The sequence below is a fragment of the Flavobacterium sp. genome (assembly GCF_035195345.1).
In the GTDB taxonomy this organism is placed as follows: domain Bacteria; phylum Bacteroidota; class Bacteroidia; order Flavobacteriales; family Flavobacteriaceae; genus Flavobacterium.
This window is the reverse complement of sequence record NZ_CP136574.1, coordinates 2,710,927-2,729,451: the sequence shown is the minus strand read 5'-3', so window position 1 is coordinate 2,729,451 and position 18,525 is coordinate 2,710,927. Positions and strand designations below refer to the sequence as shown.

The window sequence follows — 18,525 nt, the reverse complement described above, 5'->3', positions numbered from 1 at the left end:
TAACTTGAATGTTTTATTTCTTATATTAGACAATTCAAATTAAAAAAATAGATTTAGACTAAAAAAGAGTCAAATGAAAAAATCTGCATATCTAATTTTTATCATATTTATTAATACTTTTTGCTATTCTCAACAGGATTCTCAGTATACCCAATATATGTATAATACTACTCTAGTAAATCCAGCTTATGCAGGATCAAGAGAAACACTTTCTGTTTTTTTAATGCATAGAAATCAATGGGTTGGTCTAGATGGTGCTCCAGTAACCAATAATTTTTCAATAAATACACCTTTGGGCGATTCAAATTTTGGGATAGGTTTAAATTTTGTTAATGATGAAATTGGCCCCGTTTCGGAAAATGAAATTTCGGCAGATTTATCTTATTTCGTAGCAATTTCGGAAAGTTTCAAATTAGCGGTCGGGTTAAAAGCAACCGCAAATCTTTTTCATTTAGATGTCAATAAATTGAGAATATTTAATCCTGCTGATCCTCAATTTCAAAATGTAAAGACCGAATTTTCACCAAATATTGGAGCTGGACTCTACCTCTATTCTAATAAAACCTATTTTGGTTTATCGGTTCCAACCTTATTTGAAAGCTATCGTTACAACGATAATAATATAGAAATTACCAAACAAAAAATGCATTATTATTTTATTGCAGGACATGTGTTTACACTTAGCGAAAACATTGATTTTAAACCGGCATTTTTGAGTAAAATTGTAGAAGGAGCGCCACTTCAAGCGGATGTAACCGCAAATTTTTTGTTTTTTGACAAACTAACACTAGGTGCCGCTTATAGATGGAATGCTGCTGTGAGTGCACTAGCTGGATTCCAAATTTCAAATTCTTGGTTTATAGGTTATGGTTATGATTTGGAAACCACAAAACTAGCCAACTACAATTTTGGCTCGCATGAAGTGTTTTTACGATATGAATTTACAAATAAAGTCAAAGTTTCAGCCCCTCGCTTTTTTTAAGTTTCAATTTTTATGTGGTCTAATCAATCAACTTATAAGCGTTTCTAAATGTTAAAAATGAGAATTAATCTTAAACCTATGAAAACAATTTATACGCTACTATATATTTTAAGTATCACTTGCTGTTCCTTTGGACAAGGAGTAAAACTTGCTAAAGCAGATAAAAAATATGAAAAATATGCATACATTGATGCAATAGAAATTTATGAAAAAGTGGCTGAGAAAGGCTACAAATCTGTTGATTTATTTCAAAAATTAGGAAATGCCTATTATTTTAATGGCAATCTTGATAAGGCTGCTAAATCCTACGATGCTTTATTTGCTTTAAATGAAGAAGTAGCACCCGAATATTACTTTCGATATGCTCAAACTTTAAAGGTAATTGGAAATTATGAGAAGTCAAATCAATACATGGAATTGTTTGCCGCTAAAACAAATGACTCAAGAGGAAAATTATTCCTTCAAAATAAAAATTACTTAAATGATATTGATGTCAATACAGGCAAATATATTTTAGATACGACCAACATAAATTCAGAGTTTTATGATTATGGTCCTTCCTTTTTTGGAAACAAAATAGTATTTACGTCTTCAAGAAGTGACGGAAACCAATATACTAAAATTCACGATTGGACTAAACAAACCTTCACTGATTTATTTATTGTTTTAATGAATGCTGAAGGAAAATTAGAGCAAGTAGAAAATTTTTCCAAAACAATTAATACAAAATTTAATGAATCCTCTCCTGTTTTTACCAAAGATGGAAAAACAATGTATTTTACCCGAAACAATTATAACGATGGTAAAAAGAGAAAAAGTGATGACAAAGTAATTTTAGAGAAAATATACAAAGCAGAGCTTGTAAATAATGAATGGACGAACATTACTGAACTTCCCTTTTCAAATGATAACTATAAAACAGCACATCCTGCTTTAAGTCCCGATGAAAAAATACTATATTTTGCTTCAAACATGCCGGGAAGTTATGGAAATTCAGACTTGTATAAAGTTTCTATTGATAAAAACGGAAAATTTGGGACACCCGAAAATTTAGGTCCAACCATAAATACCGAAGGGCGAGAAACATTTCCTTTTATAGATGCCAATAATAATTTGTTTTTTGCATCTGATGGACATCTAGGTCTGGGAGGCTTGGATATATTTGAAGCAAAAGCAAATGGAAAATCATTTGAAAAGCCAATAAACATCAGCAAACCAGTAAACAGTACAAAAGATGATTTTGGCTATATAGTGAATGGTGAAAATTTAGGTTTTTTCTCCTCAAATCGAGATGGTGGCAAAGGTTTTGATGATATTTATACATTTAAAATTTGCACACATATTATTTCGGGTATTATTACCGATGTGGAGACAAAAGAAATTTTACCTAATGCAAAAGTGACGCTTTTTGATGATAAAATGACCATTATTTCAGAAACTATTTCTTCCGAAAAAGGGATTTATCAATTTAAAATTGAATGCAATAAAAAATATTATGTTAGAGCTTCAAAAGAAACTTATGACACCAATGAAAAGTCTTTTGATGCAGTTTCAACAATAGGAACTTCAACATTAGATCTTGAATTAAAACGCAACGTATTCCCTATTGAAGTAGGAACTGATTTAGCTAAACTATTTAATATTAGTATTATCTATTTTGATTTAGACAAGTGGAATATACGACCCGATGCTGCGGAAGATTTAGAAAAAATCATTCAAGTTTTGCACCAGTATCCTGCTATGACTATTGCTATTCGTTCGCATACCGATAGCCGACAAACACACAAATATAATGAACAGTTATCTGACAAAAGAGCAAATTCGACCTTAGAATTTATTGTCAAAAATGGTATTGCAAGAAATCGATTAACCGCAAAAGGATATGGGGAAACACAGTTACTAAACAACTGTTCTGATAATATTCCTTGTAGCGAAGAAGAACATCAAAAAAATAGACGTAGTGAGTTTATTGTTATAAAAATGTAAGTTTATTAATTTTTAATTGTGGTGAAAGTTGCAATATATTTAGAGAATATTGAAACCAACTTTAAACTTAATAAAAATTGAAGTATTGTGCCAAAAAGTGAAATTAAGTAACTTTTACAACTTATTTAATTTTTGGAGAATGAACAAAACTACAATTGGCACTAATAATGCCCCAACCGTTAATGGTTCTGTGGTAATAAGTTGTGGATATCTTGCTAACGTAATTGCATAACCACCAATAGCACCACCAAAATGCGCCACATGCCCAATAGAATCGTTTTTAGCTTTCATTCCGTATATAGAGAACAACATATAAGCAAATCCAAAAACATAACCTGGAATAAATCCATACATATACAAATTAGGCTCTAGTAAAATAGCGCTAAAAATCACACCTGTAACAGCACCCGAAGCCCCAACCGCTCGATACGAATAATCATTTTTATGAAAATAAAAAGTCAATAAATTTCCTGCAATTAAACTTCCCATATAAATATATAGAAAGTACATGGTGGAAAGATTAAAAATAACATAGGGTGCAAAAAAATACAAGGTAAACATGTTAAAAAACAAATGTTGGAAATCAACATGTAAAAAACCCGAACTTATTATGCGTAATTGCTCACCTGATTTGATACTTCCGATGTGAAATTCGTATTTTCTAAAAAAGTAAGTATCGTTTATTGCCTTGTAGCTAATTAGAGCATTTATGACAATTACAACTAATAAAATAATATTCATGAAATGTATTTTTTGTAAATTTAAGAATACTTTGTCAAATTTACTTAGAACTAAAAAAGTATATTTGTAAAAAAATATACGAATGCAGTTATTAATTTACCTAATTATCTATCCTTTTTTGTGGATAATATCCATACTACCCTACCGTATTTTTTATTTGTTTTCTGATTTTGTTTGTTTTTTAACTTACAACGTTTTTGGTTACCGAAAAAAAATAGTACGTAATAATATCAAATTAGCTTTACCTCATTTGTCTGATAATGAGCGCCTAGCTATTGAAAAGAAATTTTATATCCACCTGTGTGATATGTTTTTAGAGATGATTAAAACGATTTCAATTTCGCAAAAAGAAATTGAAAAACGTTTTACTTTTAGCAACATGGAAGTGTATTATGATTTGGAAAAAAAGAATAAAAGCATTGCTTTAATGTGCGCTCATTATGCTAGTTATGAATGGGTAGTTTCTATGAACTATTATATCAACTGCAAAGGATTTGGAATTTATAAAAAATTAGCGAATCCACATTTTGACAAGCTAGTAAAAAGAATACGCTCAAAATTTAAAGCAGAATTGATTACGACCAAAGAAACAATTCCAACAATAACAGAAAATTATAAAAACAATGTAATGAGTCTTTATGGATTTGCAAGCGATCAATCTCCTCGACCAAATTCAGCCCATCACTCGGCTTCGTTTATGGGGCATATTGTTCCTGTTCATACAGGAGCAGAAATGCTTGCGAAACGTTTTGATATGAATGTGATTTTTTTAAGAGTAAAGAAAGTAAAAAGAGGCTATTATGAGGCCAGTTTTGAAGTGCTTTCAGATGATGTTCAATCTGTTCCAAACTATGAAATTACAGACAAATTCTTAAAACTAGTTGAAGATCAAATTCATGAAGCTCCAGAATATTACTTTTGGACGCATAAAAGATGGAAAAATATAGAAGGAAAGCTCAAGTAATTACTGAGCTTTCCTTTTTTTCATACCTTAAACCAATTATGAACCATTTCTTGAATGTCATTTTTGGCATTTTTATGAACAAATTCGTTGGTTTTTGGATTGTATTCGTAATCTACACCCCATTCTTTGTGATTGGCAGCTAGTGCCTTAATATTGTTACACACGAATTCAATCTCTTCAGAAGTAGTCGTTGGGTGAATTGACATGCGAATCCATCCTGGTTTTTGAATTAAATCTCCAGATGAAATTTTACAAACCAAATCGTGCGAAGTTTCTTGATCTACGTGTAACAAATAATGTCCGTAAGTTCCTGCACAGCTGCAACCACCACGGGTTTGAATTCCGAATTTATCATTTAATAATTTTACGCCTAAATTAAAGTGTAAGTCATCAATATAAAATGAAATAACCCCTAACCTATCTTGATGTTGATTGGCAAGAATATGTAAATTATCAATTGAATTTAATTCCGAAAAAATATAATCCACCAACTCATGTTCGCGGTCTAAAATATTCTGAACACCCATTTTTTCCTTCAACTGAATTGCTAAAGCGGTTTTCATTACTTGTAAAAAACCTGGAGTTCCACCATCTTCTCTATCTTCAATATTATCAATGTATTTGTGCTCACCCCAAGGGTTTGTCCAACTTACTGTTCCGCCACCAGGACAATCTGGAACGTTGTTTTTATATAAATTTTTATTAAAAATCAAAACACCCGAAGTACCAGGTCCTCCTAAAAATTTATGTGGTGAAAAGAAGATTGCATCTAAATAACTTTCAGCATCTTCTGGATGCATGTTTATATTCACATACGGACCCGAACAAGCAAAATCCACAAAGCAAACTCCGCTATTTTGATGCATTAGTTTTGCCACTTCATGATATGGTGTTCTTATTCCGGTTACGTTTGAACAAGATGTAATTGATGCTATTTTAAAACTTCTGTCTTTGTATTTTTCTAATAAAATCTTTAATTGGTTGATGCAAAACAACCCATTTTCATCTGCAGGAATTACCACTACATCTGCAATGGTTTCTAACCATGAGGTTTGGTTAGAATGATGCTCCATGTGTGAAATAAAAACGATTGGTTTCAACTCGCTTGGAATTGCTGTAAATTCTTTTAAATTTTCTGGAATTCGTAGTCCTAATATACGTTGAAATTTATTCACCACACCTGTCATTCCGGTTCCATCAGTAATTAAAATATCCGTCTGAGAAGCATTTACATGATGTTTGATGATATGACGTGCTTCGTGATAGGCCATTGTCATAGCAGTTCCTGTAACGGAAGTTTCCGTGTGGGTATTGGCTACAAAAGGACCAAAATCATTTATTAATTTGTCTTCTATTGGACGATACAATCTTCCACTGGCTGTCCAATCAGTATATATAATCTTTTTGTCGCCAAAAGGTGATTTAAAATTTTGATTGATACCAATTATGTCGTTTCTAAATTGCTCAAAATAACATTCTAATTGGGTTTTAGTAGCGGTAGTAGACATTGATTTGTATTTAAATTACTCTTTCGTTTGTTTTTCATAAAGAACTGTTTCTACAGTCTCAAATTCAGTAGTCTTTCCTTCCGAAACAAAATATTTTACGAGAATTTGCCCCCAAAAATCACCATTTGAAAATTCTGCAATAATCCATCTATGATTTAATACTTTAGATGTATTGATCAAAAATGGTTTTCCATTAATGGGCTCATAAGGTACCAACTTGTTTCCGTTCTTATTTTCGTTTAAAGTAATTAAGTCTTCTTTAACTTTAATTGCTGTTTTTTGATAATCTAAACCATTGGAATAAAAATACTCTTGTGCATCTTGGTCACTTTCTAAGGCAAAATAATTTGCATTGGCCAAAGTAAACACAGAATCTCTAGATATTTTAAGACGGTCTTTTACTTTAACCACTTCTTTATCTTTAGCTTCTAAAATTTTAGTAGAGTTAATGTATTGAAATACATTAAACAATAAAGAGAAAATTAAAGCATATAATATTACATTTTTCATAATTCTTTTCAATTATATAAGGTTAAATCGTTATTTCTAAATTATCATAAGCCACAAAAACATTTTCGGGTAGTTTTTTCTGAATTTCTTCGTGAAAACCAAACAAATGGCTAATGTGTGTCAAATACGTTGTTTTTGGTTGCACCAAAGATATGAAATGTAAAACTTCTTCTAAATTAAAATGTGTTGCATGTGATTCTTCTCGCAAACAATTAACAACTAAAATGTTACAATTCTTTGTTTTTTTAATTTCAGATGATTCCATTGTTTTAACATCGGTCAAATACACAAAATCTTGAATGCGGTATCCAAAAACTTGCAATGAACCATGGTAAGCATTAATTGGAATAATCTCTTCTTTATTTACAATAAACGGGATGTTTTGAATCACTTCATTTTCTGTGACAGATGGAGCGCCTGGATATTTATTTTCGGTTTCAAAAATATAATCGAATCTTTTTTCCAAGTTTTTAAGTACTCTATTGTGTGCATAAATTGCAATTGCGCCTTGTTTGAAAAAGAACGGACGAATATCATCTAAACCCGCAGTGTGGTCGGCATGTTCATGAGTAAATAACAAAGCATCAATTTTAGGACATTTCGAATTGAGCATTTGTTGTCTGAAATCGGGACCACAATCAATCACAATAGAATTTGCATCGGTTTCAACCCATACCGAAACACGTAATCTGTTGTCTTTTTTGTCTGTACTCAAACAAACGGAATGATGACTTCCAATTACTGGAATTCCTTGAGAGGTTCCGGTTCCTAAAAAGTAAATTTTCACTGCTTTATCTTTTGCACAAAAATAACAATAATTATGGTAGTTTTTATAAAATGATTAACTTTGCAAGAGGAGTTCGTTGTTTTAACAATTTACTCAAATTTATTTTAATAAAAACCATGGTTACAGATATTAAAGTTCGCGGAGATAAAGAGATTGAGCAAATCCCTTCCATTAAAGATAAAGCATTAAGAATCAACCTTAATGAAAACATCTATGGAACGTTTGCTGAAATTGGTGCAGGACAAGAAACAGTGCGTAACTTTTTTAGAGCTGGAGCTTCCTCTGGTACTATTGCAAAAGCAATGTCAGCATATGACAAAGACTTTAGCGATGCTATTTATGGCGAAGAAGCAGACGGTCGTTATGTAACTGAAAGTCGTCTTCGTAAAATGTTAACACATGAAATTAATCTTGTAGAACAACGTTTAAGCCGAGACAAACATCCTAATAAATTGTTCTTTAGTTACGCAAATACCGTAGCTACGATTGATTTTGCAAAACAATTTAAAGGACATGGTTGGGTAGGAATTGTATATCAAGTTGAACCCGATGAAGATTATAACGAAATTATTCTTCACATCCGATTTAAAGAAAATGATGCCAAATTACAACAAGAAACCTTAGGGATTTTAGGGGTAAACTTGATTTACGGCGCTTTTTACAAATACAACGATCCAAAAAAATTACTTCGTTATTTATACGACCATTTAGATAAAGATCAATTAGAAATTGATACGGTAAATTTCTCAGGTCCACGTTTTGCTAATGTTGACAATCGTTTGATGAGTTTGCAATTGGTTAAAAATGGCATGACAGATGCCGTAATGTTTGGTCCTGATGGAAAAAACATACTTCCAGCAGCGGTTTTATACAAGAAAAACATCTTAGCTTTAAGAGGAAGTTTTAGACCCGTTACTAAAGTAAATATGGATATGTATGAAGAATCATACAACATGTTTATTAAAGAAAATAAAGTAGCAGAAGAAAATACGTTTGTTGTTTTTGAAATTACGCTTTCCAACTTAAAAGCAGAAGGAGAAATTGACGAACGCGATTTCTTAGATAGAGCCGAATTACTTTGTAATTTAGGTAAAAACGTAATGATTTCTAATTTCCAAGAGTATTTCAAAGTAGTAGAATATTTCTCAAATTATTCTAAAGCGCGTATGGGATTAGCCATGGGTGTTAATAATTTAGTGGAAATTTTCGATGAAAAATATTACCGTCATTTATCTGGTGGAATTTTAGAAGCCTTTGGTAAATTATTTTATCGCGATTTAAAAGTGTATTTATATCCGATGAAAGATGACAATGGAAATGTTGTTACTTCTGAAAACTTAAAAGTACACCCACGAATGAAAGAATTGTATAAGTTCTTTAAATTCAACGGAAAAGTAATTGACATTAAAGATTACGAAGAAAAGAACTTAGATATTTTCTCCAGAAAAATACTTAAAATGATTTGTAAAGGCGAAACTGGTTGGGAAGAAATGCTTCCTGAAGGAACTGCTGATATCATTAAGAAAGAAAAACTTTTCTCTTACGCTTGCGAAGTCGATTTTAAAGAAGTAGAGAAAATTGAATAATATAGAAAATCACTCCTAAAAAGAGTGATTTTTCGTTTTACGCTATTATTTTTGCAAAAACTAATCCTATGAACATCCGCCTTTTAACTATTGGGAAAACCGATAATAAATCGTTACAAACCTTAATTGATGATTACACCAAGCGATTGTCGTTTTACGTGAAATTTGATTTGGAAATTATTCCGGATATCAAAAACGTAAAAAATTTATCGGAAGCCCAACAAAAAGAAAAGGAAGGCGAATTGATTTTATCCAAAATCACCCCAACCGATCATTTAATTTTACTAGATGAAAACGGAAAAACCTTGAGCAGTGTTGGTTTCTCGGACTTTTTACAAAAGAAAATGAATGCTGGAACTAAAACGTTAGTATTTGTAATCGGCGGTCCGTATGGATTTAGCGAAACTGTTTACCAAAAAGCACAAGGCAAAGTTTCGTTATCAGAAATGACGTTTTCACATCAAATGGTACGATTATTTGTAATCGAACAAATTTATAGAGGATTTACGATTTTGAGAAATGAACCGTATCATCATCAGTAGGGAGTTGGAAGTAGGAAGTTGGGAGTTTTTAAGTCGTTAATTTTGCCAAGAAAAATATTCTTCTAAATTAGATATAACTGCTCTTATCGTAATAGTATCAACAATTTTCCAATGTGCTGTATAAGTTCCTGCTCCATCAGAAAAGAAACCATATAAAATATATTGATTTCCTTCTTTTACAATTTTAAATTGATGTTTTGATAATTCGCCACTGAAATTTGGATTAAACATTGATGAGACATCCAAAATAATCTTATTTTTTCCAATTTCTAAAACCAAATTAGTCAATTGATTTTTAGGCTTATCTACAGGAATATCTGAGCCATACCAAATAGCATTATCAATTGCACAAATATATTGAACACCAAAATCGTTTTTACAAATTTTAATTTGATGTTCCTTTTCGTTAAAAGTTTTTATTGTCCAATGTAACTTGATATTATTTTCAAATAAAATTTCACCCTCAGTAACTTGAGCAATTGAATTAAAATTTGATAATAAAATTAAAAGAAAAATGTACTTCATAAAACCTATTTACTCATTTTGAAAACTCCCTACTTCCTACTCCCAACCTACAACTTACACCCACATTCTGGCAATTTCTTCTCATCATACACAAACTCAAAAGAAGACAATTGAATTTCATTGTTTGTTGCTTTCCATGCCAAAATTTTATTTTGAATGTATTCGTCATACGTTAAGCGGTTATCAAAATTCAAGTGCAGCATCGTAATTTTACCATCACTAGTAAAATCGGCAAATTCTTTGATAAAATCGATAAATTCTTCACGCGAAATATCGTTTCCATCCACTGTAATTTTATTGTCTTTATTAAAATTTACCGTGAAATTGTGATAATTTCTATAATGTTCGGCGTGTTTTTTAATGAAAAATTTAGAAAAATGCTTGCTGTATTTAAATTGAACATCTGTAAATGGAAAAAAAGCTAAATTTTTTGCCACACTATCTGAATAAGTAAAAACATTCATTGTTCCTGATTTTGAATGCGAACTACTTTTCTTCTTGTCCTGCAATTCCATTAGTTCTGGAATGACTAATTTCAAAGGCAAACGTTTGTCGATATTAAAAACCCAATTGGTAGAAGAAATCGAATTTTTACGATTAACCTCAATGATGGTGTCTAATTTTTCTTTGTCATCTGGATTTTCTTCCGTTTTAAAGAACATGTAAATTGGTGAATGATCCGTTATATCTTTCATAACCGAAACACTTTCTTGTGGCAATAAAACTTCTTCATTATTACAAGAAAACAAACCCATCAAGGCAACAATAGCAACTAATTTCTTAATCATTATTTTAATTTACTTACTAATTTAATACATTCCACCGCTTCTTTTACATCGTGCACTCTTAGGATTTTAGCTCCTTTTTGTAAGGCAATCGTATTTAAAACCGAAGTTCCGTTCAAAGCTTCTTGAGGCGAATTTTCTAACACTTTATAAATCATCGATTTTCTTGAAATTCCTGCTAATAATGGTAATTCTAACATTGAAAACAATTCCATTTTATGTAACACTTCGTAATTCTGTTCTAACGTTTTAGCAAAGCCAAATCCAGGATCAATCACTATATCTGAAATTCCGAAACTTCTCGCCTTTTGAATGCGTTCCGAAAAATAGAAAATCATTTCCTTTACAATATCTTCGTAATTCATTAGACTTTGCATAGTTTGCGGATTGCCTCGCATGTGCATCATAATGTAGGGCACTTTCAAATCAGCAACGGTTTCCAACATTTTTTCATCTAATAAACCCGCCGAAATATCATTTATTATTCCTGCCCCATGTTCCACTGCAACCTTAGCAACATTTGCTCGAAAAGTATCTACGGATAAAACAATAGATGGGAAATGATCAACCAATTCTTTAATTATTGGAACCAAACGTTTGATTTCTTCTTCTTCCGAAACAAATTCGGCACTTGGTTTACTCGAATACGCGCCAATATCAATAAAATCAGCACCTTCCGACAGCATTTTATCTACTTGATGCATAATCGAATTGATTTCATTGTGCTTACCTCCGTCATAAAACGAATTGGGTGTCACATTTAAAATCCCCATTACTTTTGGCAAGTTTAAATCGATAAGTCTACTATTACAATTGATTGTCATTTTATTTCTATATCTTTTTACTTTTGACTTTTCACTTTTGACTTAATTCATTACTTTTGGTAAAATTTCACACAAATATACAGTAAATAATGTCGAATACTTCTCAACAATATGATAAAGTTATAGCGGTTTGTCGCGATTTATTTTCAAAAAAAGCACATGATTATGGCACTGCTTGGCGTGTTTTACGTTTACCTTCTTTAACTGATCAAATTTTTATTAAAGCACAAAGAATTCGTGGTTTGCAAGAAAATGAAGTACGCAAAGTAGACGAAGATGAAACTTCAGAGTTCATTGGAATTATCAATTATTCTGCTATGGCTTTAATTCAAATGGATAAAGGAATTGCCAAACAACCTGATTTATCGGCCGATGAAGCAATTAGATTGTATGATGAAAAAATCGCTACAACTAAAAGCTTAATGGAGAACAAAAACCATGATTATGGTGAAGCTTGGCGCGATATGCGAATCAGTTCTTTAACCGATTTAATTATTCAAAAGTTACTGCGCATAAAGCAAATCGAAGACAATAAAGGAAAAACATTAGTTTCTGAAGGTATTGATGCGAATTATCAAGACATGATTAACTATTCGGTTTTTGCCTTAATTTTAATGGAAAACAAATAACAAGTTGTTAACACAATAGCTTTTTAGTAAGTTGTATTTTTATAAAAATTAAAAATTGAACATGAAGAAAGAAAACATAATTTGGATTTTACGCCTCATCATTTCAGCCTTATTTATTGTTTCTGCAGTAGCTAAATTATATCCTTCTCCCTATTTTGCAATCTCCACTTTTGAAGTGAAACAATTGTATCCATTAGGGTTTTCGGAAGGCATTGCACCCTATTTTTCAAGAATTTTAATTGGGATTGAATTTGCTTTAGGAATTTCTATTCTGCTAAAAGATTACTTGAAAAAAATTACGATTCCAGCAACCATTTTATTGTTAGCCGTTTTTGTAATACATTTAAGTTACACCACTTTTGTAAGTGGAAATGCTGGTAATTGTGGTTGTTTTGGAGAATTACTTCCCATGACACCCGTGGAAGCAATCATTAAAAACATCATTGCAATTGGATTATTAATTTGGTTATTCAAATTGGCTCCTGCTGATGGAAAATCGAACTTTTGGCTGTTGAAATCGGTTGGATTGGGTTGTATTTTAGCCCTTTTCATGTTAGCGCCAATTCGTCCAGTTGCAGAAGTTATTGAAGAACCAACTTCTGAAGTTCAAGAAAATTTAGGCGTTGTTGTAGATTCTACTTCCTTATTAACTATTGAAGAACCTATTACAACCACAACTAAAGACACCATTAAAAAAATAGAAGAAAAGAAAACCGAAGACGCTCCAAAGAAAGTAAAATCGGGTTACGAAAAATACTTCCCAGGGATTGATACTGATAAAAAGATTCTGTGCTACTTTGTTCCAGGTTGCGATCACTGCATGGATACTGCCAAAGAATTGAACGAAATGCGTAAAAAAGACAAGAACTTCCCTCCTGTTTTCGTAATTTTCATGAACGAAGAACCAGAGAAAATTCCGACATTCTTCGAATTTGCAGGCACTAAATTTCCTTATAAAATGATTGATGTAATTCCGTTTTGGACTGAATTAGGAACTGGAAGAGATACACCGGGTGTGAAATATCTATGGAATGGCAACGAATTCAAATATTACGACGGAATTAGTGATAATAAATTCAATGGTACCGAATTCAAAAAACTAATAAAAAAACCGTATTCGGAATTAAAAAAATAAACTATGAAAAAAATATTCGTTTTAGCTACAATGCTAATCAGCACTTTAGGATGTGCTCAAAAAAAAGAAACTACTTTTAAAAAAGAGGGACTAGAAAACGTAATGGTTACTACCGAAAACCAACCGATTATGTTTGCAGAAATTCTTAAAAAATACGAAGGAAAAACGATTTTAATCGATGTTTGGGCTTCATGGTGCTCTGATTGTATCAAAGGAATGCCAAAAGTAAAAGCCTTGCAAGAAAAATATCCAGATGCTACTTACTTATTCATTTCTATGGATAAAACGTATGAAGCTTGGTTAAAAGGTATTGCCAAATATGACGTAAAAGGAGAACATTACTTAACTTCAGATGGAATGAAAGGTGTTTTTGGTAAATCGATTAGTTTGGATTGGATTCCAAGATACATGATTGTAGATAAAACTGGAAAAATTGCCCTTTATAAAGTAATTGAAGCCGATGATGAAAAATTAATTAAAACTTTAGAATCGTTAAAATAATGAGAAAAAATATTGTTGCTGGAAACTGGAAAATGCACAAAAATCAAAAAGAAACTGTTGCATTATTAGAAGAAATTATTGCAAAAAAAACAACTACAAGTGCTGAAATAATTGTTTCACCAACCTTTGTAAACCTATCTAAAGCTGTTGAAATTACAAATGGAAACGAAATTACCGTAGCCGCACAAAACATGCACCAAGCAGAAGGTGGTGCTTTTACTGGTGAAATTGCCGCAGGAATGTTAACTGATATTGGCGTGAACACCGTAATTTTAGGTCACAGCGAAAGACGTGCGTATTTTCATGAAACCGATGCTTTGTTAGCAAATAAAGTAGACACCGCATTAAAACACGAAATGCGTGTTATTTTCTGTTTTGGTGAAGAATTAAAAGATCGTCAAATTAACAATCATTTTACTATTGTTGAAAATCAACTTCGCGATGGATTGTTCCATTTAGAAAAGAAAGATTGGGCAAATATTGTTTTAGCTTATGAGCCTGTTTGGGCGATAGGAACCGGAGAAACAGCTTCTCCAGAGCAAGCACAAGAAATGCATAAATTCATCAGAACTTTAGTAGAAAAAGTATACGGATTTGCCATTGCTGACGACCTAACTATTTTATATGGAGGAAGTGTAAAACCAGACAATGCCAAAGAAATCTTCTCAAAACCTGATGTTGATGGTGGCTTAATTGGTGGAGCCGCTTTAAAAGCTGATGATTTTTTAGCTATTGTGAATGGGTTTTAATTTTGTTGGAACACAGATTTAACTGATTTACACAGATTTTAAAATTTCTTAAATAAGTATTTCTAATATAGTAGTTAAAGACTCCGATACTTCTCGGAGTTTTTATTATTTTTGATTTAAACAAAATTCTTATGAATTTAGATGTGCAAGCTTATAATAACTCACAATCAGCAGAAGTACAATTGATTTGTAATTTACTAGCTGAACAAATTAGCTTTCATTTACCTGAAGCTGAAAGTAAAATTTGGCACGCCCATCCGGTTTGGTTTTTAGAAGATAATCCAATTGTGGGGTATAGCAAACAAAAACCAGGAATCCGATTGATGTTTTGGAGTGGAAAATCATTTGAAGAAGATAAACTGAATGTGTTAGGTGGTAAATTTGAAGATGCTTCTATTTTTTATAATTCAGCAGATGAAATCAATTCTACAGATTTAAAAAATTGGCTCCAAAAAGCTAAAGCAATTCAGTGGGATTACAAGAATATTGTAAAACGAAAAGGAGTTTTAGAAAGGTTGAAGTAGACTAATATTAAACAATGTTAATGCGAGCGTTAAACTCATCCATATATATAAAGGAGCGTGATGCGAGCGTTAGCAAAAGAAGTTATTTTAATTTCAAATACATTTTGATAGTATCAAAAATAAAGATCATAAAAAAACTCCGATTTTCATCGGAGTTTTTGTTTTTATTGATTCATCGAAATTAGAAATTCTTCGTTGTTTCGTGTTTTCTTAAATCTATCGTGAATAAAGTCCATAGCTTCTACTGGGTTCATATCGGCTAAATATTTACGCATGATCCACATTCTGTGAATCGTATTTTCGTCTAATAATAAATCATCACGACGTGTACTTGAAGAAACCAAGTCGATAGCAGGGAAAATACGCTTGTTAGAAATTCTTCTATCCAACTGTAATTCCATGTTACCTGTTCCTTTGAATTCCTCAAAGATAACTTCGTCCATTTTAGAACCAGTTTCAGTTAATGCAGTTGCAATGATACTTAACGAACCACCGTTTTCTACATTACGAGCTGCTCCAAAGAAACGTTTTGGTTTTTGTAACGCATTCGCATCTACTCCACCACTTAATATTTTTCCAGAAGCTGGTTGTACAGTATTGTATGCTCTAGCTAAACGAGTGATTGAATCTAATAAAATCACGACATCGTGACCACATTCTACTAAACGTTTTGCTTTTTCTAACACAATATTTGCAATTTTAACGTGTTCTTGTGGCTCTCTATCAAAAGTTGAAGCAATTACCTCACCACGCACACTACGTTGCATATCGGTTACCTCTTCAGGACGTTCGTCAATTAATAAAACAATCAAGTAAACCTCTGGATGATTGGCTGCAATAGCATTTGCAACATCTTTCAACAACATGGTTTTACCTGTTTTTGGTTGGGCAACAATCATTCCACGTTGTCCTTTTCCAATTGGAGAAAACAAATCAATAATACGAGTTGAAATAGTACTATTTCTATCCGCTAAATTGAATTTTTCTGTTGGGAAAACTGGTGTTAAATGCTCAAACGAAATTCTATCACGAACTACTTGTGGGTCATGGCCGTTGATTTTTAATACTTTCACCAAAGGAAAATATTTTTCACCTTCTTTTGGAGGACGCACCACTCCTTTTACAGTATCACCCGTTTTTAATCCAAACAAACGAATTTGAGAGGTAGACAAATAAATATCATCTGGTGACGCCAAATAGTTATAATCAGACGAACGTAAAAATCCGTAGCCATCCGGCATCATTTCTAAAACACCTTCACTTTCAATAATTCCATCGAACTCATAATCTGGTTCTCTAAAATTAGGTTTTTTATTTTGATGGGGATTTTTGTTGGAATTTCCGTTGTTCCCATTCGTTCCTTCATTACTAACGTTCTTTTTGTAGTCAGGATGATTGGGATTATTTTGGTTTGCCTTATAATTTGGATTTTTGGGCAAATTTTTATCGTTTTGAACCGTTTCAGCTGCTTCTGGAGTTTCTTTAGCAATTGGTTCTACTTTAGATACCTCTTCTCGTACTGCTTTTTGTGGCAAAGGTTTTTTGTCTTTAAAATCTTTGCGAGGTAATTTATTGTTTGGTTTCGAAGCAAATTCTTTCGTTTCTACTACTTTAATTTCTTCGATAGCTTCTTCTTTTACTGGAATTACTTCCTCTGGTAATTCTTTCAAGGGCTGCGAAAACAAGTCTTTTTTAATTTTTGGCGCTTGATTAACTTCTTTTTTCGGAAGAATTCTTGCTCTTTTTTCTTTGGGTTGTTCAGCCAATTTCTCAATAGGAATTTCCGATTTTATAACTTCGGGTTTGGCTGCTTGTAAGTCTAAGATTTGATATACTAAATCGTCTTTTTTAAGCGAACGGTATTTATTAATCTTAGCTACTTTTGCAATTTCTTGCAAATCAGAGAGTTTCATCTCTTTTAATACTTCAATATCAAACATGGATATATTTTGAATAAAATTGTTGGTTGATTAAAAACAAAAAATGATAAGATTTTTTTTGTAGTGTAAGGTGTCGCAGAATGAAGTACTTACGACTAATACTATGCAATAGTACGAATAAATTTGGAAATAACAATAGTTTAAATTAAAAAGAAATACTATTTTTGCTTTATCAAAAAAGAAAATAATGTTACAACGCATTCAATCACTTTATATGTTAGCCAGCGCAATTGTTACTGGTGGACTACCTTTTGTTTTTGAATTATGGACAGATAAAAATAAAGTCGACGTTTTTTTTACTTCTTCACTTATTTATATTAGTCTGTTTGTATTGTCAACCGTTTTAGCTATTTATAGTATTTTTAATTTTAAAAAGAGACAACATCAATTTGTTTTAAACAGATTGAACATGATATTTAACTTTATTTTACTAGGATTTTTTGTGTATCGCTCGCTAAACTTATCCGGAGAAACGTTTGTTTCAGAGAAGGGTATTGGGATGTTTCTTCCTGCAATTTCTATCGTTTTATTAGTCTTGGCAAACAAGGCAATAAAAAAGGACGAAGATCTCGTAAAATCTGTTGATCGATTACGATAAACCTATCATCTTAGTTTATTAGTGCGAAGAAAAAATCCGAAGCGAAAGTTTCGGATTTTTTTGTTTATTTAAACTGAAAACTGCGACTGAATACTAAACACTACTTCTTCCCTAGTTCAATAACCTCCAAACTCTGTATTTTATCGCCATCGATTTCAAAACGTAACAAGGTTCTTACTTGATGAAAACCATATTTTCCGCAAGCTCCTGGGTTCATGTGTAATAAATTCAATTTTTTATCAAATAGCACTTTTAGAATATGAGAATGTCCACAAATAAATAACTTCGGAGGATTTTTAGTAATTTCAGCACGAATTGCAGGGTTGTATTTATCAGGATAACCACCAATATGCGTAATCCAAACCTCTACTCCTTCACAGAAAAAACGATTGTTTAATGGAAATTCCATTCGCGCTTTGTCATCATCTATATTGCCATAAACCCCTCGAAGTGGTTTTAACTTTTTAATGGCATCTGTAACTGCTAAATCGCCAATATCGCCTGCATGCCAAACTTCATCAGCTTGGTTGACGTATTTCAAAATAGCATCATCAATGTAGCTATGGGTGTCAGACAACAATAGAATTTTCTTCATATGACAAAATTAAGTTTTTATTATCACAATTTGGAAGGAACTTTACTTTTGAATTTTGTAAATTTGCATCTTATTAAAAAAGCTGAACACTAAATACAGAACACTGACCACTAT

At 31.9% G+C, this 18,525-nt stretch carries 20 protein-coding genes; 11 read left to right on the top strand and 9 right to left on the bottom strand.

Features of this window, described 5'->3' with window-relative positions; genetic code table 11:
* Window positions 1-73 precede the first annotated feature (73 nt).
* Both RSE15_RS12710 and RSE15_RS12705 read left to right on the top strand, forming a co-directional pair.
* The gene (locus tag RSE15_RS12710) at window positions 74-982 is read left to right on the top strand and encodes a PorP/SprF family type IX secretion system membrane protein (RefSeq protein WP_324068920.1); all 909 of its coding nucleotides are present in this window, start codon (window positions 74-76) and stop codon (window positions 980-982) included.
* Window positions 983-1,060: 78 nt separating this feature from the next.
* Window positions 1,061-2,968: an OmpA family protein gene (locus RSE15_RS12705; protein WP_324068919.1), complete on the top strand. Its 1,908-nt coding sequence runs from the start codon at window positions 1,061-1,063 to the stop codon at window positions 2,966-2,968.
* Window positions 2,969-3,082: 114 nt separating this feature from the next.
* On the opposite strand, the gene RSE15_RS12700 is transcribed toward RSE15_RS12705, so the two are convergent.
* Window positions 3,083-3,709 (bottom strand): rhomboid family intramembrane serine protease, encoded by a 627-nt coding sequence (locus RSE15_RS12700; protein ID WP_324068918.1) that lies wholly within the window; start codon window positions 3,707-3,709, stop codon window positions 3,083-3,085.
* A gap of 82 nt (window positions 3,710-3,791) precedes the next feature.
* On the opposite strand from RSE15_RS12700, the gene RSE15_RS12695 reads away from it, so the two are divergent.
* The gene (locus RSE15_RS12695; RefSeq protein WP_324068917.1) at window positions 3,792-4,673 is read left to right on the top strand and encodes a lysophospholipid acyltransferase family protein; all 882 of its coding nucleotides are present in this window, start codon (window positions 3,792-3,794) and stop codon (window positions 4,671-4,673) included.
* 20 nt (window positions 4,674-4,693) lie between these two features.
* Here RSE15_RS12695 and RSE15_RS12690 read toward each other — a convergent pair whose 3' ends face one another.
* The 3 genes from RSE15_RS12690 to RSE15_RS12680 are packed head-to-tail and all read right to left on the bottom strand — an operon-like array spanning window position 4,694 to window position 7,478.
* The gene (locus tag RSE15_RS12690; RefSeq protein ID WP_324068916.1) at window positions 4,694-6,181 is read right to left on the bottom strand and encodes an aminotransferase class V-fold PLP-dependent enzyme; all 1,488 of its coding nucleotides are present in this window, start codon (window positions 6,179-6,181) and stop codon (window positions 4,694-4,696) included.
* Between the two features lie 15 nt (window positions 6,182-6,196).
* Complete coding sequence (locus tag RSE15_RS12685) at window positions 6,197-6,691, bottom strand: hydrolase (protein WP_324068915.1); 495 nt, start codon at window positions 6,689-6,691, stop codon at window positions 6,197-6,199.
* A gap of 22 nt (window positions 6,692-6,713) precedes the next feature.
* Window positions 6,714-7,478: an MBL fold metallo-hydrolase gene (locus RSE15_RS12680; protein ID WP_324068914.1), complete on the bottom strand. Its 765-nt coding sequence runs from the start codon at window positions 7,476-7,478 to the stop codon at window positions 6,714-6,716.
* A gap of 116 nt (window positions 7,479-7,594) precedes the next feature.
* On the opposite strand from RSE15_RS12680, the gene RSE15_RS12675 reads away from it, so the two are divergent.
* Window positions 7,595-9,064, top strand: coding sequence for a TonB-dependent receptor (locus tag RSE15_RS12675; RefSeq protein ID WP_324068913.1), 1,470 nt, complete (start codon window positions 7,595-7,597; stop codon window positions 9,062-9,064).
* A gap of 68 nt (window positions 9,065-9,132) precedes the next feature.
* Window positions 9,133-9,606: a 23S rRNA (pseudouridine(1915)-N(3))-methyltransferase RlmH gene (gene rlmH, locus RSE15_RS12670; RefSeq protein ID WP_324068912.1), complete on the top strand. Its 474-nt coding sequence runs from the start codon at window positions 9,133-9,135 to the stop codon at window positions 9,604-9,606.
* Between the two features lie 36 nt (window positions 9,607-9,642).
* Here rlmH and RSE15_RS12665 read toward each other — a convergent pair whose 3' ends face one another.
* From RSE15_RS12665 to folP, 3 genes are read right to left on the bottom strand one after another with little or no spacing between them, the layout of a single operon-like run.
* On the bottom strand, window positions 9,643-10,131 hold the full coding sequence (locus RSE15_RS12665) for a hypothetical protein (protein WP_324068911.1): 489 nt from the start codon (window positions 10,129-10,131) through the stop codon (window positions 9,643-9,645).
* A 47-nt stretch (window positions 10,132-10,178) separates the two neighbouring features.
* On the bottom strand, window positions 10,179-10,919 hold the full coding sequence (locus RSE15_RS12660) for a hypothetical protein (protein WP_324068910.1): 741 nt from the start codon (window positions 10,917-10,919) through the stop codon (window positions 10,179-10,181).
* Window positions 10,919-11,740 (bottom strand): dihydropteroate synthase, encoded by an 822-nt coding sequence (gene folP / locus RSE15_RS12655; RefSeq protein WP_324068909.1) that lies wholly within the window; start codon window positions 11,738-11,740, stop codon window positions 10,919-10,921. Before folP ends, RSE15_RS12660 begins: the two co-directional genes overlap by 1 nt.
* Window positions 11,741-11,829: 89 nt before the next feature.
* Here folP and RSE15_RS12650 point away from each other — a divergent pair, with 89 nt between their 5' ends.
* The 5 genes from RSE15_RS12650 (at window position 11,830) to RSE15_RS12630 (ending at window position 15,278) form a co-directional block, all read left to right on the top strand.
* Window positions 11,830-12,369, top strand: a complete 540-nt coding sequence (locus RSE15_RS12650; RefSeq protein WP_324068908.1) for a DUF1599 domain-containing protein — start codon at window positions 11,830-11,832, stop codon at window positions 12,367-12,369.
* A 61-nt stretch (window positions 12,370-12,430) separates the two neighbouring features.
* Complete coding sequence (locus RSE15_RS12645) at window positions 12,431-13,504, top strand: MauE/DoxX family redox-associated membrane protein (RefSeq protein WP_324068907.1); 1,074 nt, start codon at window positions 12,431-12,433, stop codon at window positions 13,502-13,504.
* 3 nt (window positions 13,505-13,507) lie between these two features.
* Window positions 13,508-14,005: a TlpA family protein disulfide reductase gene (locus RSE15_RS12640; RefSeq protein WP_324068906.1), complete on the top strand. Its 498-nt coding sequence runs from the start codon at window positions 13,508-13,510 to the stop codon at window positions 14,003-14,005.
* Window positions 14,005-14,754 (top strand): triose-phosphate isomerase, encoded by a 750-nt coding sequence (tpiA, locus tag RSE15_RS12635; protein ID WP_324068905.1) that lies wholly within the window; start codon window positions 14,005-14,007, stop codon window positions 14,752-14,754. Before RSE15_RS12640 ends, tpiA begins: the two co-directional genes overlap by 1 nt.
* Window positions 14,755-14,885: 131 nt before the next feature.
* On the top strand, window positions 14,886-15,278 hold the full coding sequence (locus tag RSE15_RS12630; RefSeq protein ID WP_324068904.1) for a DUF1801 domain-containing protein: 393 nt from the start codon (window positions 14,886-14,888) through the stop codon (window positions 15,276-15,278).
* Between the two features lie 164 nt (window positions 15,279-15,442).
* On the opposite strand, the gene rho is transcribed toward RSE15_RS12630, so the two are convergent.
* Window positions 15,443-17,218, bottom strand: coding sequence for a transcription termination factor Rho (gene rho / locus RSE15_RS12625; protein WP_324068903.1), 1,776 nt, complete (start codon window positions 17,216-17,218; stop codon window positions 15,443-15,445).
* Window positions 17,219-17,405: 187 nt separating this feature from the next.
* Between rho and RSE15_RS12620 the strand changes: the two genes are divergently transcribed.
* A complete protein-coding gene (locus RSE15_RS12620; RefSeq protein WP_324068902.1) occupies window positions 17,406-17,816 on the top strand; it encodes a DUF4293 domain-containing protein in 411 nt (136 codons plus the stop codon).
* Between the two features lie 100 nt (window positions 17,817-17,916).
* On the opposite strand, the gene RSE15_RS12615 is transcribed toward RSE15_RS12620, so the two are convergent.
* Entirely contained in the window at window positions 17,917-18,411 is a 495-nt protein-coding gene (locus tag RSE15_RS12615) for a metallophosphoesterase family protein (protein ID WP_324068901.1), read from the bottom strand.
* Window positions 18,412-18,525 lie beyond the last annotated feature (114 nt).